Raw genomic sequence first — 14,030 nt, forward strand, 5'->3', positions numbered from 1 at the left:
TGCAGGTGCGGAACGTTGAGATGGGCGTGCGGCGGAACGGTCAGCTCAAAGATGTCGGCTTCGCCATCGGTCTCGTGGCGGCTCTTGAGAAACGTGACGCTCAGGTTTCCGACAAGAATGGGGTGGTGCATGGGAGCCCCCTTTCTGAAAGACAAGCATAGTAGAAACCCGCTCAACCGCCAAGCAGAGAATCAGCAACCATGAGGAACAATCGCTTGAATAAAGGCTTGCCTTACAAACCCTGCATTGCCTTGGCCTTAGGAGAAGGAGCAACGATCCGCGTCTCTACCCGGATCGCCTGGATCTCTACAATCCCGCACTCCGGCTCGCCGCAAGCCCCGTCGCCCGCTCGATGAACGCCGCCAACGCCACGCTGCCCTCGTCACCCTTGCCGCGCGTCCGGACGCTGACTGCGTCGCTCGCCGCTTCCTTGTCGCCCATCACCAGCACAAACGGTACCTTCTGCAACGTGAACTCGCGGATCTTTGCGTTCATCTTCTCGTTGCGAGCGTCTAGTTCGACGCGCAGCCCGGCAGCTTCAAGCTTCGCCTTCACAGCGTTCGCATAGTCCAAATGCTTTTCCGAGATGGGCACCAAGCCAACCTGCACCGGCGCCAGCCACAGCGGAAACGCGCCCGCGTAGTGCTCAATCAGCACGCCGAAGAACCGCTCCACCGAGCCGAACAGCGCGCGATGCACCATCACCGGGCGATGCTTCTCGCCATCCTCACCCGTGTACTCCAGCTCAAACCGCTGCGGCAGGTTGAAATCAAACTGCACGGTCGAGAGCTGCCACAGCCGCCCCAGCACGTCCACCAGCTTGATGTCGATCTTCGGCCCGTAGAACGCCGCCTCGCCGGGGATGACCTTGTACTCGATCCCCTTTGCGTCGAGTACCTTCCTGAGCGACGCGACCGCGCCCTCCCAGTGTTCCGCCTCGCCCACATAGTTCTTCGTGTCGCGAGGGTCCCAGGTTGAAAGCTCGACCTTGAACTCGGCAAACCCGAACGCCTTCAGCACCGAGTCTGCAAACTCGACGCACGCGGCAATCTCGCCTTCAATCTGCTCCGGCGTGCAGAAGATGTGCGCGTCGTCCTGCGTAAAGCCGCGCACGCGCAGCAGGCCATGCATCGTGCCTGAGCGTTCGTAGCGATACACGTTGCCCAGCTCCGCATACCGCTGCGGCAGGTCGCGGTAGCTCTTCGGAGAGTTCCTGTAAATCAAAATGTGGCCGGGACAGTTCATCGGCTTCAGCCTGTACTCGGCGTCGTCCAGCTCCATCGGCGGATACATGTTCTCGGCGTAGTAGCCGTCGTGCCCGCTGATCTTCCACAGCTCGCGGCGCATGATGTGCGGCGTAAACACCATCTGATAGCCGCGCCGGATGCACTCCTCGCGCATCCAGTCTTCCATCGTCTTGCGAATCAGCCCGCCCTTCGGATGCCAGAAGATGAGGCCAGCGCCCGCGACCTCCTGGATCGAGAACAGATCCAACTGTTTTCCCAGCACGCGATGGTCGCGCGCCTTAATCTCTTCGAGCCGCTTGAAGTGCGCCTCCATGTCCTTCGCGTTGAAGAACGCCGTGCCGTAAACGCGCTGTAACTGCTGGTTCTTCTCATCGCCCAGCCAGTACGCGCCAGCCACGCTTGTCACTTTGAAGGCGCGCACGCGACCGGTCGAAGGCACATGAGGCCCTCGGCAGAAATCAGTGAAGTTGCCGTTGCGATAGAGCGAGATCACATCATTCGGTTTGGTGAACCGTTCGATGAAGTGCACCTTCATGAAGTCGCCGTGCGCCTTGTACTCGGCCAACCCCTTTTCGCGCGGCTCCTCTGCGCGAACAAACTTCTCGTCACGTGCCACCACGTCGGCCATACGCTTCTCAATCGCGGCCAGGTCGTCTTCGGTAAAGGGCGTCTCGCGGTAGACGTCATAGAAGAAGCCGGAATCAGTCGCAGGGCCATGGCCCAGCTTCGTCTCGGGAAAGAGTTCGAGGATCGCCGTTGCCATCACGTGCGCGGCCGAGTGCCGCACCACACGCAGCGAAGCCTCGTCCGACTCCTTCAGCAGCTCCAGCGCCACGTCTTCGGTCAAAGGCGCAGCCAGATCGACCAGCCGCTCGCCACCGGAGGCCGCGCCATACATCGAAGCCTCAGAGCCCTCGTCTTCTGATCCCTGATCTCTGGTCCCCGATCCCTCGTTGGAATTGAGGGGCTTTACCCGCGCCACCACCACCGCCGACGCCAGCCGGGGCGAGATGCTCGTCGCCACTTCAAATGCAGTCGTACCGCGCGGGACCTCGCGCACTGAACCATCCGGAAGCTGAATCTTGATCTGCTCACTCATAGCTGTCAATACCAGCATATTTCGTTTATGCCGCTGAACCAAGCTGTGACGGTTCTTCCTATCGGCTCGCCGCTATTCCCTGCCGTCTGTATCCCCCGCACGTTGTAGCCGTCCTCCCCGCGCTGGCCATTCCGTTGCGGCGCGCCGGGCACAACAATAATCACAGCCTCCGCTGCGGAGAACCTGCCCGGCCCGAGGCGACACTTTGAATCGGCATCATCAGCGCAAATCAGCATCAGGCCTGATCGATTGCCACCGGAAAGCAGGCCGTCCCGTGCATCTCGTCACCCACCAGCCGAGGCTCTCGACCGACATCCGCTGCCCCATCTGCGGGCAGGGCTTCCTCATCTTCGAGGAACTGGCCGCCCACGCCAGCCAGTTTGAGAGCCGCCGCCTCATCCAGCAGGCCCTGCGCGACCAGCACACTTCCCAGGGCAGGCTCGCCGGCGCGCACCCGGCTACTAATTTCGACATTCCCAGTTGGCAGGGCGAACCGCCATTCTCCGCCTCCGCCTCACTCAGTGACCTCATCGACAACTCCATCTGACCGCCGCCCTCTCCGGTTGCAGCTCGCCAGTGGAAACATCCCCGCCAGGGGGTGTACCACATTTGGTGCTTGGTCGCTCCACTCGGTTTGTGTACACTTCCTTGACTTCGTTTGCGCTGCTCTGGAGCTGTTGGATATTCTCCCCGAACAGCGCAGCTACGAAGATGTGGACTTGGCGATCTGGTAGAGATTGCAGGATCGAGGTCAAGCTTGTTCACCGTCAGTGATTCCATTCATATCAATGCGCCGATGGATCGGTGCTTTCTGCTTGCGACCCACGTCGGCCTCACGGCCCAGGCTCTCGAAATGCAGCCCGTCGCCGGTACGGTTGCCGGAACGCTGGGCCCCGGCGACCGGGTTGTCTGGACCGGATGGCGTTTCGGGCTGCCCCTCGTCCATGAGGGCCTGGTCACGCGCTACGAGCGCCCAGCCTTCTTTCAGGACACCATGGCGCGGGGTCGCTTCCGGAAGTACCAGCACGACCACCAGTTCACCGAGATCGACGGCCATACGCTCGTCGTCGAGAGGCTGCGGTTCTCCATGCCATTCGGACCGCTCGGCAGACAACTCGGCAAACGCCTGGTCGTGCCTGCTGTAACGAAGCTGCTGCGCAGGCGCGTGGAACTGCTCAGACAGGTGGCCGAAAGCTATGAATGGCGCCGTTATCTTGACGAAGAGAACATCGAACGCTCCATGCAGATGGAGCCGACCCAAACGACTTCCAACGCCTGAGCAGCCATGAATGAAGCCCTGGTTTTGAGCTTCCTTAGTACTGTCCGCGGTGCAACCGAATGCGGTACAGGATGCCGATGCTCAATGCATGCGGCGTGAGCGTAACGGGCGGGTTCTGATTCAGGTTCCAGCTCTCGTGCTGGTAGTCCACCCGCACCGCCCACTGGTCGGCGAAGTCGTAGTCCACGCCGCCGCCCACCGAGTACGCCACCGCACCGTTCGAGCCGGTGCCGTTCGAACCGATGTAATTCTTCTGCGCGAACGTGATCGACCCTTTGCTGACCATGAAATCAGCGTAGGGATGAAAGTAGCTGATCGGGTGCTCGATCCGCACGCCGCCGCCGAAAGTGCTCTCATTGACCGCCCGCCCGTGCGCGTTCTTATAGCGCACCTCAACCGACGGCGAGAGGAACTTGAGGAAGTAGGTGTATGCTCCGCCGATCGTGATACCGTTGCCCGCGATGTCGTAGTCCGGATTAACACGCGAATACATCACAAACGTCGTGAGGCCCGCGTTTCTGCTTCGCGCCGCGGTGGCCTGTGCCGAGATGCGGACGGGGAGCAGAAGCAAAGGCATCAGCGCCATCGGCAGCGCAAACCTCAGGAGGTTCCTTCGTAGGTTGTGTCTCTGCATCCGTTGCCCTCTCAAATCAACCCTTCAGTCACGATTTCGCCGTAAGCATAGTGAGGCTGAAGGATGTTGCGTACATTGCCTGCGGCCCGCAATGCTATCCATTCTATCCGCGGACAAGTTACCGTCGAATCTTTATCTAATGTTACTGTTGAATCTTTATATTCCAAAAGCCATCCCAAGGTTGCCAGCCATCATGCAACATTTTCGCCATTGACCATGGCCACGTATGGCAGCAGGCTTGCTTCGAGCCGCAGCTCATGCCTCCAGCCGGAGGGAAAACTCCTCAATCACCGGGTTGGTCAGCACCTCGCGGGCAATCCGCTCCACTTCGGCCTGGGCAGCTCCCTCGGCGAGCCCATCTTCGAGCGTCAGCAGAAAATACTTCCCCTGCCTTACATCCTGGACGCCGCGGTACTGCATTCTCCGCAAAGCATCCGACACTGTCTGCCCCTGGGCATCCAGCACGGTCCGTTTCAGCGTGACATAGACATGCGCCTTCATTCTGTTCAATTATAGACAGAGCGCCGCTTTTGCCGGTGCACCAGAAGAGATCCCACACTCCCTATGACCAATTATCTTGAGTTGCCCGTTGGGGCCGAGTCGCCCAACGTCATCCACGCAGTCATCGAAATCCCCAGCGAAGGCATCAACAAATACGAGTACGACAAGCAGCTCCACGTCTTCCGGCTCGACCGCAACCTGTACTCCCCGGTCCACTATCCGGGCGATTACGGCTTCGTCCCCAGCACGCTGGCCGAGGACGGCGACCCGCTCGACGTGCTGGTGCTGGTAGACGCACCCAGCTTCCCCGGCTGCGTGCAGAACGTGCGCCCCATCGGGGTGCTCGAAATGCTCGACCAGGGCGTCGCCGACGAAAAAGTCCTCTGCGTCGGCAAGAACAACCCACGCTATAAGGACGTCACCAACTACTCCCAGATCTACCCGCACATGCTGCGCGAGATTACCCACTTCTTCGCCATCTACAAAGACCTCGAAGGCAAGCGCGTCGAAGTCAAAGGCTGGCAGGACGCCGACTACGCCCGCGCCAAAGTCGTCGAGGCCGCACAGCGCTTCATCGAAAACAAAAGAAGCCCAGTGCAGTTGCCCACACCGAAAAATTAAGCTCGCCTGCCAGTAGCTCTTCTCGCGCTTCACCGCGAAAACACGCAGCCGCTTTCCACCGGTTTTCAATCGGCGCTAAGCCTTCAGCGCCCCGAGCCCGCCTGCCGCGCATTCCGTATAAACGCCGCAAGCCGTTCCGGATCCTTACGGCCGGGCTCGGCTTCCACGCCGCTGGCCACATCCACCCCCCACGGCGCGAGCTGCTCAATGGCCTCCGCCACATTTTCCGGGCGAAGCCCCCCGGCGACGATCAGCTTCAACCCACCTGCATGCTCCGCAAGCGTTGCGCGCGCCTTCTCCCAGTCGAACGCGACGCCCGTGCCGCCGGTAGCCGTTCCCATCTTTGAGTCGATAAGCACGCGGTTAACGATGCCCTCGCGGGTAATCTCGTCCAGATGACGCCCCACGGCTTCGGCGCTGGCTCCGCCTGCATCCACCTGCCAATGCAGGGTCTGGATAATCGCAACCTCGCCGCCCAACACATCGCGCAGCCGATGAGCAAGCGCGTGGTCCACCCCGCCGTGAAGCTGAACGCCATTGAGGCTAGCGGTGCGGGCTGTGGCGACAATCTCTTCAGCATCGTGCGAGTCGAAGACGCCAACGCGCTCGACTGACGCGGGCAGATGCAGCGTGATGCGCGCAACCTGCTCGGCGGCAACGCGGCGCTTGCTTGGTGCGAAGACAAAGCCTACCGCGTCCGCGCCAAGCGACGCATCAAGCTGTGCATCTTCAAGGTTTGTGTTGGCACAGATCTTGATCCACATGGCTCAGCCCGCCTGTGTCTGCACGTGTTCGCGGTTGAGCAGGCGAGCGAGCGCCTCGCCGGGGTCGGGCTCGCGCATCAGCGATTCGCCGATGAGAAACGCGCCGTAGCCTGCCTCGCGCAGTCTCCGAATCTCCTCCGGCGAACTAAGGCCGCTCTCGGCAACCATCGTCACGCCTGCCGGAGCAAGCGCGCCCAGCTCAGGCAGCAGCTCCGGGTGCATCGTAAAGGTGCGCAGATCACGGCTATTGACACCGATGAGCGTAAAGCCCAGCGCCAGCGCGCGATCCATCTCTTCGCGATTGTGCGTCTCGCAGAGCACATCAAGTCCGTGCGCACGGGCCTCGCCTCCGAGCGTGCGCAGATCTCCATCGCTCAGTGCCGCGACGATCAGCAGAATCGCATCGGCCCCATGCGCACGCGCTTCGACCACTTGAAATGCATCGACCATGAAGTCCTTGCGCAGGCATGGAATGCGCACTGCCCCCGACGCCAGTTCGAGATTGGCAAGCGAACCCTGGAAAAACTTTTCGTCGGTCAGCACAGAGAGCGCAGCCGCACCGCCGCCTTCCAGCGCCTGGGCAAGCGCCACAGGATCGAAGTCGGCGCGGATCAGCCCACGCGAGGGCGAGGCCTTTTTGATCTCCGCGATGATGGCCGGCCCGGTGGCCGCAACACGACAAAGGCTGGCGACGAAGCCGCGCGGTGTGCGTGAGGCGGCGCGACGGTCCAGATCGCGCACGTTCGCAATCGCCTTGCGGGCGTTTACCTCTTCGCGTGTATTGGCGAGAATCTGGTCAAGCCGCGTGGACATAGCTCTATCTTATCGGGTTTGCCCGGCAGGCCGATGCAGCTATCCTGCTCGGAGTGCCCTTCGAGCACTGAAGCCGGGAGAAACGAAAAGCATGGTATGTTCAGTCCGCAAATCTGTCTCGATGTATTGCAGTCTCAACGGGCTGACGTCGCTGCTGCTCGCTGCTCTGGTGGCAGCGGTGTTTGCTACGCCGCGCAGCGCCATCGCACAGGGCATCGTAACCACGGAGAGCGGCCGTATCTCCGGATTCACCTCAGGCACCCCGCCGGTTCAGATCTACGAAGGCATCCCCTACGCGGCCCCTCCGGTTGGCCCGCTGCGCTGGCAACCACCCCAGCCGCCCGTTGCCTGGCAGGGCGTGCGTACGGCCGACCACTTCTCCGCAAGCTGTATGCAGGACATTCGCGGCGAACATCTGCCCTGGACGCGCGAGTTCATGGCCCAGTACCCCATCAGCGAGGACTGCCTGTACCTGAACGTGTGGACACAAGGAAAACCCGCTGGCGCACTTCGCCCTGTGCTGGTCTGGATTCACGGCGGCGGCTTCGTCGAGGGTGCCGCGTCGCCTGCTGTGTACAACGGCGAGCATCTGGCCAGCCAGGGCATCGTCGTGGTCTCGATCAACTATCGGCTGGGCGTCTTCGGATTTCTCGCCTGTCCCGGCTTGACCGCCGAATCGCCGCACCACGCCTCGGGAGACTACGGTCTGGAAGACATGGTCGCCGCGCTCGGCTGGGTGCATCGCAACATCGCCGCCTTCGGCGGAGACCCCAACCGCGTCACCATCGCGGGCCAGTCGTCCGGAGCGGCGGCGGTCATCTACCTCACCGCATCTCCTCTGGCCAAAGGGCTCTTTCGCGGAGCCATCGCGGAGAGCGGCGCGTATCTCTCTCCGCCGGGCACAGTCTCGCAGAGCGAGGGTGAAGCGCAGGGCACAGCGTTTGCAGCCTCCGTCGGCGCACACTCTTTAGCTGACTTGCGTGCCATGAGCCCAGCCAGCCTTATCGCCGCGCAAAAGAAGGCGAACCTCCATTTCCGCCCCGATGTCGATGGCTGGTTTCTACCCGATACCATCCCGGCCATCTTCTCCGCAGGCCGACAGAACGACGTGCCTACCATCACCGGTCTCAACGCCGACGAGGGAAGCGCCTCCGCAAAGTACGGCAAGCTGACGCCGGACGAGTTCAAACAGCAGGCACGCGAACGCTACGGAAACCTTGCGAACGAATTCCTGATGATCTACCCGGCAGGCTCACAGGCAGAAGCAACCCGCTCCGAAAAAGAGAGTGCGCGAGACAGCGGTCGAGTGGCCATGTATCTGTGGGGCGTCAACCGTGCAAAGACAGCGAAGACTCCGGCCTACACCTACTACTTCGACCACGCCATCCCCTGGCCTGAACATCCCCAATTCGGCGCCTTCCACTCCGCCGAGATTCCCTACTGGTTCCGCAACCTCGACGCGCTCACGCGCCCATACACCGCGGCTGACCGCAGCCTCTCCGAGAGCATGTCCAGCTATTGGCTACACTTCATCGAGACCGGAACGCCGAACCGGAAGGGGCTCCCGCCCTGGCCAGCCGTCGCGCCCGGCAGCAGAACAACCATGCGACTGGGAGACGAACTGCACCCTGGCCCCGTGGCCACGGTTGCACGGTTTGCGTTCTGGAAGAAGGTCGAGGAGCAAGCGGCAGAAAAATGAGCATCCGCAAGGGATGCTCATCAGAATGGAACTCTTGGTGCCGAAGGGGGGACTCGGATAATCAAGCCGCACTGAAAACAGAAAACTTACTGATTTTTATAGAAGCACCAAACGCAGAAAGCTCCACTTCAGCGGTTCTGACACACGTATTACACACGCGGGCTTATTTGATCGCTCGTAGCAAAAAAACAATAAGTAACCAGATCCAGTGAATGCTATCGAGGAGCCCAGCAAGGCCCGCCGCGTAAATCGAATACTTGATGAGGGGCTGGTCCGCCAGCAATTCCCTCACGACACCCGCGACTTGCTGAAACTCGGCAACCGTAAATTTTCCTGGCTTCGCAGTAGGACTAAACGCACCACCCGCCTCACTCGACATGTTGAGTCACCACCACCCGTACAAACCCTGTTCCTACAACGGGCTCCTTTGCGAACTCATAACTAGTGACATTTCCACCTTTCAAATAAGATTCCGCTCGCCGTTTGAAAAAATCCAAATACGTATCAACTTCCTCCGGAGTGAAAAATGTGGCGAACTCTTGGCTTGGAAACAAAGTCAGCGTCTGTTCTGTGAAGCCAGTGTCCAGATGCACGAGCGGCATAACCGCCAAATATAGCCTGTTGATTTGTGGCATGTTACCTCAACTGTAGCACCGCAATTTCGGAACAGACGAGTACCTCAATTGGTGCAGTGAAGATGGGGATAACTCGACTTGCGATAACCTGCAGACATGCTTTGATTAGGGTACATCGTGCTTTGATACGCCACTTATGGCTCCGATGACTTGGGTAGTGTGGATTCAATTCCAAAACAGGCAATTCGCTACATACTTCCATAAGAGTATTCACGGAGAAGGTGGCCTATCAGAGCGTGTAACCGAACTTCCGTCTACGAGATAGAACCGTTGGCACACACGTATCCCACACACGTGTTGTTCGATTGCTTCCTATCTCATTCACAACAAACATCTAAAATCTGGTGCCGAAGGGGGGACTCGAACCCCCACATCCTTGCGAATACATGGACCTGAACCATGCGCGTCTGCCAATTCCGCCACTTCGGCAGCGATCGAAGCGTCCCCTGAACCTTCTGAACTGCTGATCGGGACACGCTGAACCGCGAAGTTTTAGTGTTACAAACGCAGGCTCCTGTGTCAATGCACACAACTGTGAGTCTTCCCCCTTTGATTGCGTATACCTGAACGAGGTACTGTTTTCCTGTCATGACGAAGCCAATCAACGATTTGATCCCGGCGCTGCCCGGCGACAACAAAATTCCCGAAGAGCTTGCAGTCGAGGTGCGCCGACTGGCCCACGACCTGAGCAACGCACTCGAGATCATCGCGCAAACCAGCTATCTGCTCAGCACCGCCGATCTGAAGGAACCCGCAAAGGACTGGCTGGAGATGCTCGAAAGCGGCGTCAGCAAGGCGCTCGAACTCAACGTGGCACTCCGGAACTACATCAAACAGCACACCGATGGCTAGAGCATGATTTAGTTCAAATGGTTACAAAACTCCGGGTGAGAGACCACAACTCTCCGGCCCCGACTGTCACAGCGAGGCCGAAACCGCTCTAGATGCCTGTCATGGCTTTTCGTCGAGCTGTTGGAACCTGCGTGCGAGCATGATGGAAGCGGAGGCGTCAAAGGCAGAACATAACCTGGTTAAGGGGATCGCGAGAGCCTTCGTCAGGAGGCGTGCCAGGTCAGGTCCACGTCTATCGGCATCTCATTTTTGATGGGCACGGTAAAGAAGGACGGCGGAGTGATCTTGAAGTCGGTCAGCGTGGCCGGGATAGTGCCCTTGATGCGGTGCTCAGCGCCTTGAATCGTTTGCTGGAAAGGAACATGCTCATAGTGCGCGGTCTGGCCGGCGAACTGGACCTCGAGGTCGCAGTCGATGGTCGGAGCTGTCGTCGCCGATTCAGGCAGATGCAGACGCACGGTAACGATGGGAAACGCTGCTCCGCGCGTGACCTGAAGCATGTGGAGATCGCGGTTCGAGTCGCCGGAGTCGAAGGTTTTGACTGGAGCGGCAATCAGGAAGTCGCATCGTCCCGCCTGGCAGACGCCCTTGCCGCGCGCCGCATGGCTGGTACCCTCAACCTGATGCAGTGGATGCGTAATGTGGTAAGTCAGCGTGGAGGAGTCGAGCGTCCACTGGGTATTGGATGGTTGACGGTTGGATTGCGCAAACGTGGGAAGTGCGAGGAAGAGACAGGCGGCGAACAATTTCTTCATAGTTGACCTAGAACTTCAGGTGGATGGGCCAGGAGATCGAGACGATTGATGCGCCGTAGGCCGCGACCGTGACCCAGGCGACCGCCGCATGGGCGGAGGCGATGCCGTGAACCTTCTCTCCGGAGTTAAGTTGCTTGAACGCCATCGCTCCAAGCACCGGCGTCAGCACCATTCCAGGCGCGTGTATCCAGACAAGAGCCTTGTGTATGCGGATGGCGCCGCGAGACTCCGTACCCGGTACCTTGGGCGCACGGATGGCATACCATGCCGTGGCCGCGTACATCCCAACCGTCACCGAACCGAGGGCGGCATGCAGGTCGCGTCCAGCGGTGTTGCCTGTGCTGGAGGGCACAAGAGTTGTGCCGTTGCGATGATGGCCCCCGGTTGCGCTTGCCGAACTGATAACCGTTGCGGCGAGCGGAATCATCGTCAGCAAACCGAGCCTCTGATGCACCTTCAGCATGTGCGTCCGCTTGTCGAGCAGGGCCTGCGCCCGAGCACTGCCTTGCGTCTGCGCGGTGGTGAGACCGAGATCCGAGAGCGATGGCTCCGTACTGGTGGAGGGAGGCTGCCCCGCCTGCTTTGTCCCTGGAGGCTGCTGCGGCCCGCCGTTGTTCTGGGCAAGATCAACGGCCTGTACCTGCGGTGTCGGCGCCTCGGGCAGAGCGTCTGCGCTCTGGGCGCGCAAAGCGGGTGAGGCGATCAGAAGGAGTGCTGCGGTCCCCAAAAACTGCATCGCCTTTCGAGAGATCAAAGGCCTGCGTCGCATGGTATTTCGCTTTCCGTCAATCGATCAAGCTCGCAATTTGGACGAAACGATAGCCCTTTTGGTAGCCTATCGCACCTTGGGATCCAGGGATCGGGAGTAGTCAAAACCCATTTCCATTCCGCAGCGACGCGGTGGAATCTACTCTCGCCCCTTGCGCAGTCTTCGCCGAATCAACGCGCCGCAACCTCACTGCGCTTTGCAGACGCAGCCTTCGCGGACTTCGCCTTCTTGACGACGTTCCTCTTCGCGGGCAACTTCTTCGCAGCCGGCTTCGTCGCCTTGGCCCTGCCACCGTTGAGCTTGGCCAGCTTGGCCTCATGCGTAGCCAACAGGTTTTCAATCTGTTCAATCAGAATGCGGGTGTGTACCGGTTTGACCAGCAGCTTGTCCGCGCCCATCTCCTGCCAGTCCTCGTCCGCGACGGGGAAGGCGGTCAAAAGCGCAACGGCAGGATGGTTGGCGGCTGCACGCGCGGCCTCGATGACCTCGGCTCCAGCCTCGTCGCTTTCCATGCGCATGTCGGTAATGACCATCTGGTAATCGTGCTTGTGCAGCTTCAGCTTGCCTTCGCGCGCCGAGGCAGCCGTATCGACCTCAAAGCCGCTGATCTCGAGCACAGCCTTCATGGTCAGCAACACGGCAACTTCATCGTCCACCAGCAGAATGCGACGGGCCATAGGATGCCTCCGGTGCCTTGGAGCCACCACAATACAGCATTCCGGCATCGAACGCCAAAGGGTTTGGCGCGGAAATTGCCCGCCGCACAGGTGCTATACTGCACGTTACGGCGGTGTCTTGTGCGACAGGCGCGCGCCCAACTCTAAACAACGCATGGCGGACGGTAGAGCCCGCTGTGGAGGCGACTTATTCCCCCGATCGATAAACGCTCCGCAAAATCCTTCATCCGCACCAACGAACGTATCCGCGCACGCGAAGTCCGCGTCATCGACGAAAATGGCGAACAACTTGGCGTCATGGCCCCTTTCGAGGCCCTCAAGATGGCCCGTGAGCGTTCGCTCGACCTCGTTGAAATCTCCCCCAACGCCGTCCCGCCCGTGTGCAAGATCCAGGACTACGGCAAGTACCTCTACGAGAAGGACAAAAGCGAGCGTGCCGCGCGCAAGAAGCAGAAGGTCATCACCATTAAAGAGGTCAAGTTCTCCGTCACCGTGGACGAGCACGACTACCAGACCAAGAAGAACCAGGCCGTCCGCTTCCTCAACGACGGCGACAAGGTCAAGGCCTCGCTCCGCTTCAAGGGCCGCCAGATGGCCCACCGCGACCTTGGCTACAAAATCATCAACCGCCTGATCGTGGACATCGGCGAAGCCGGCCTGGTCGAATTCATGCCACGCATGGAAGGCACCACGCTGCACGCCATCCTCGCACCGGGAAAGAAGACCGAGGCCGCGCCCAAAAAGCCTACCCCGGCCCCGGCTACTCCCGCTGCGAAGCCTCCCGCCGCCATCGAAGCCTGACCTTCCACAAACGCCTTCGCCTCTCGCCACTCCAGGCACAGCGAAGGCGTTTTTGCGTCTGGTTCCGCAGCATACGAAAGCCCAACGGCTCTCTCCTGCGTTACCCTTGCCCGTAACACAGGAGAGGGGCCACCATGAATCTCCGCCACACCCTCGCACCATTACTTGTGCTTCTGTTCTGCTTCATCGCGCCTCTCCGCGCGGCACAGACATCGCATCCCGCCGCCAAGATCATCCTCGATACCGACATCGGCGACGACATCGACGACGCCTTCGCCGTCTCCCTCGCGCTCTCGAGCCCCGAGGTCCGGATCGTCGGCATCACCTCCGCCTGGGGCGACACCGCCTTGCGCTCCCGCCTGCTCGACCGCATTCTCTGCGAAACCGGACGCTCGGACATCCCCGTCTACACCGGCATTGCCACCAGGACCACGACGAAGTTCACGCAGCGCGCCTGGGCCGAGGCGGGCCCCCAGCACGCGCACGGCGATGCGGTCGCGTTTCTGCTCGATGCGATCCGCAAGAACCCCGGCGAGATCACACTCGTCGCCATCGCGCCGCTCACCAACATCGGCGCCGCCATCGACCGCGACCCGGACACGTTCCGCAAGCTGCGCCGCGTCGTGCTGATGGGCGGCTCCATCCATCGCGGCTACGGCACCGCCCACACGCCAGACGCCGAGTACAACATCGCCTCCGACCCCGCCGCCGCACAGAAACTCTTCACCTCCGGCGTACCCATCGACATGATGCCGCTCGACTCCACGCAACTGAAGTTCGATGAGGCCAAGCAGTCTCTGCTCGCCTCCATCAGCACGCCGCTCACCGACTCGCTCCAACTGCTGACCGCCGAGTGGCAGCGCAACGCCATCCAGACAACCCCA

Annotated in this window: 16 protein-coding genes and 1 tRNA gene; 7 read left to right on the top strand and 10 right to left on the bottom strand. The window is 60.5% G+C overall.

Annotated features, from left to right (window positions below):
* Positions 1–306 precede the first annotated feature (306 nt).
* Positions 307–2,346 carry a threonine--tRNA ligase gene (gene thrS / locus VFU66_RS01955; protein ID WP_326444547.1) on the bottom strand — a complete coding sequence of 680 codons (2,040 nt, stop codon included), beginning with the start codon at positions 2,344–2,346 and terminating at the stop codon, positions 307–309.
* Positions 2,347–2,620: 274 nt separating this feature from the next.
* Here thrS and VFU66_RS01960 point away from each other — a divergent pair, with 274 nt between their 5' ends.
* Positions 2,621–2,893, top strand: a complete 273-nt coding sequence (locus VFU66_RS01960; RefSeq protein WP_326444548.1) for a hypothetical protein — start codon at positions 2,621–2,623, stop codon at positions 2,891–2,893.
* Between the two features lie 210 nt (positions 2,894–3,103).
* On the top strand, positions 3,104–3,625 hold the full coding sequence (locus VFU66_RS01965; protein WP_326444549.1) for an SRPBCC family protein: 522 nt from the start codon (positions 3,104–3,106) through the stop codon (positions 3,623–3,625).
* Positions 3,626–3,659: 34 nt separating this feature from the next.
* On the opposite strand, the gene VFU66_RS01970 is transcribed toward VFU66_RS01965, so the two are convergent.
* Together VFU66_RS01970 and purS are read right to left on the bottom strand one after the other, a co-directional pair.
* Positions 3,660–4,202, bottom strand: coding sequence for an outer membrane beta-barrel protein (locus VFU66_RS01970; protein ID WP_326444550.1), 543 nt, complete (start codon positions 4,200–4,202; stop codon positions 3,660–3,662).
* Between the two features lie 312 nt (positions 4,203–4,514).
* On the bottom strand, positions 4,515–4,760 hold the full coding sequence (gene purS / locus VFU66_RS01975) for a phosphoribosylformylglycinamidine synthase subunit PurS (protein WP_326444551.1): 246 nt from the start codon (positions 4,758–4,760) through the stop codon (positions 4,515–4,517).
* A 63-nt stretch (positions 4,761–4,823) separates the two neighbouring features.
* Between purS and VFU66_RS01980 the strand changes: the two genes are divergently transcribed.
* Entirely contained in the window at positions 4,824–5,381 is a 558-nt protein-coding gene (locus tag VFU66_RS01980; protein ID WP_326444552.1) for an inorganic diphosphatase, read from the top strand.
* 83 nt (positions 5,382–5,464) lie between these two features.
* Here the strand turns inward: VFU66_RS01980 and VFU66_RS01985 are convergent, their stop codons facing one another.
* Both VFU66_RS01985 and trpC read right to left on the bottom strand, forming a co-directional pair.
* Positions 5,465–6,145 carry a phosphoribosylanthranilate isomerase gene (locus VFU66_RS01985; RefSeq protein ID WP_326444553.1) on the bottom strand — a complete coding sequence of 227 codons (681 nt, stop codon included), beginning with the start codon at positions 6,143–6,145 and terminating at the stop codon, positions 5,465–5,467.
* Positions 6,146–6,148: 3 nt separating this feature from the next.
* The gene (gene trpC, locus VFU66_RS01990) at positions 6,149–6,958 is read right to left on the bottom strand and encodes an indole-3-glycerol phosphate synthase TrpC (protein ID WP_326444554.1); all 810 of its coding nucleotides are present in this window, start codon (positions 6,956–6,958) and stop codon (positions 6,149–6,151) included.
* Between the two features lie 91 nt (positions 6,959–7,049).
* Here trpC and VFU66_RS01995 point away from each other — a divergent pair, with 91 nt between their 5' ends.
* The gene (locus VFU66_RS01995; RefSeq protein ID WP_326444555.1) at positions 7,050–8,657 is read left to right on the top strand and encodes a carboxylesterase/lipase family protein; all 1,608 of its coding nucleotides are present in this window, start codon (positions 7,050–7,052) and stop codon (positions 8,655–8,657) included.
* 368 nt (positions 8,658–9,025) lie between these two features.
* On the opposite strand, the gene VFU66_RS02000 is transcribed toward VFU66_RS01995, so the two are convergent.
* Positions 9,026–9,292, bottom strand: coding sequence for a hypothetical protein (locus VFU66_RS02000; RefSeq protein WP_326444556.1), 267 nt, complete (start codon positions 9,290–9,292; stop codon positions 9,026–9,028).
* A 342-nt stretch (positions 9,293–9,634) separates the two neighbouring features.
* A tRNA-Leu gene (locus VFU66_RS02005) sits at positions 9,635–9,721 on the bottom strand.
* A gap of 159 nt (positions 9,722–9,880) precedes the next feature.
* Here VFU66_RS02005 and VFU66_RS02010 point away from each other — a divergent pair.
* Positions 9,881–10,144, top strand: a complete 264-nt coding sequence (locus VFU66_RS02010; protein WP_326444557.1) for a hypothetical protein — start codon at positions 9,881–9,883, stop codon at positions 10,142–10,144.
* Between the two features lie 203 nt (positions 10,145–10,347).
* Here VFU66_RS02010 and VFU66_RS02015 read toward each other — a convergent pair whose 3' ends face one another.
* From VFU66_RS02015 to VFU66_RS02025, 3 genes are all read right to left on the bottom strand, one after another.
* On the bottom strand, positions 10,348–10,899 hold the full coding sequence (locus VFU66_RS02015) for a hypothetical protein (protein WP_326444558.1): 552 nt from the start codon (positions 10,897–10,899) through the stop codon (positions 10,348–10,350).
* Positions 10,900–10,906: 7 nt separating this feature from the next.
* Positions 10,907–11,635, bottom strand: a complete 729-nt coding sequence (locus tag VFU66_RS02020) for a hypothetical protein (RefSeq protein WP_326444559.1) — start codon at positions 11,633–11,635, stop codon at positions 10,907–10,909.
* 203 nt (positions 11,636–11,838) lie between these two features.
* Positions 11,839–12,345: a response regulator gene (locus tag VFU66_RS02025; protein WP_326444560.1), complete on the bottom strand. Its 507-nt coding sequence runs from the start codon at positions 12,343–12,345 to the stop codon at positions 11,839–11,841.
* A 225-nt stretch (positions 12,346–12,570) separates the two neighbouring features.
* Here VFU66_RS02025 and infC point away from each other — a divergent pair, with 225 nt between their 5' ends.
* On the top strand, positions 12,571–13,146 hold the full coding sequence (infC, locus tag VFU66_RS02030; protein ID WP_326444562.1) for a translation initiation factor IF-3: 576 nt from the start codon (positions 12,571–12,573) through the stop codon (positions 13,144–13,146).
* A gap of 134 nt (positions 13,147–13,280) precedes the next feature.
* Positions 13,281–14,030: nucleoside hydrolase (locus tag VFU66_RS02035; RefSeq protein ID WP_326444561.1), on the top strand; the 750-nt coding region annotated here is incomplete at its 3' end.

The organism is Edaphobacter sp., assembly GCF_035763405.1.
Lineage (GTDB): Bacteria > Acidobacteriota > Terriglobia > Terriglobales > Acidobacteriaceae > Edaphobacter.

Bases quoted from the DNA above. Each gene is read 5' to 3' on its own strand.
- thrS (WP_326444547.1), bottom strand. From the start codon at position 2,346: ATGAGTGAGCAGATCAAGATTCAGCTTCCGGATGGTTCAGTGCGCGAG.
- VFU66_RS01970 (WP_326444550.1), bottom strand. From the start codon at position 4,202: ATGCCTTTGCTTCTGCTCCCCGTCCGCATCTCGGCACAGGCCACCGCG.
- purS (WP_326444551.1), bottom strand. From the start codon at position 4,760: ATGAAGGCGCATGTCTATGTCACGCTGAAACGGACCGTGCTGGATGCC.
- VFU66_RS01980 (WP_326444552.1), top strand. From the start codon at position 4,824: ATGACCAATTATCTTGAGTTGCCCGTTGGGGCCGAGTCGCCCAACGTC.
- VFU66_RS01985 (WP_326444553.1), bottom strand. From the start codon at position 6,145: ATGTGGATCAAGATCTGTGCCAACACAAACCTTGAAGATGCACAGCTT.
- trpC (WP_326444554.1), bottom strand. From the start codon at position 6,958: ATGTCCACGCGGCTTGACCAGATTCTCGCCAATACACGCGAAGAGGTA.
- VFU66_RS01995 (WP_326444555.1), top strand. From the start codon at position 7,050: ATGGTATGTTCAGTCCGCAAATCTGTCTCGATGTATTGCAGTCTCAAC.
- VFU66_RS02000 (WP_326444556.1), bottom strand. From the start codon at position 9,292: ATGCCACAAATCAACAGGCTATATTTGGCGGTTATGCCGCTCGTGCAT.
- VFU66_RS02010 (WP_326444557.1), top strand. From the start codon at position 9,881: ATGACGAAGCCAATCAACGATTTGATCCCGGCGCTGCCCGGCGACAAC.
- VFU66_RS02015 (WP_326444558.1), bottom strand. From the start codon at position 10,899: ATGAAGAAATTGTTCGCCGCCTGTCTCTTCCTCGCACTTCCCACGTTT.
- VFU66_RS02020 (WP_326444559.1), bottom strand. From the start codon at position 11,635: ATGCAGTTTTTGGGGACCGCAGCACTCCTTCTGATCGCCTCACCCGCT.
- VFU66_RS02025 (WP_326444560.1), bottom strand. From the start codon at position 12,345: ATGGCCCGTCGCATTCTGCTGGTGGACGATGAAGTTGCCGTGTTGCTG.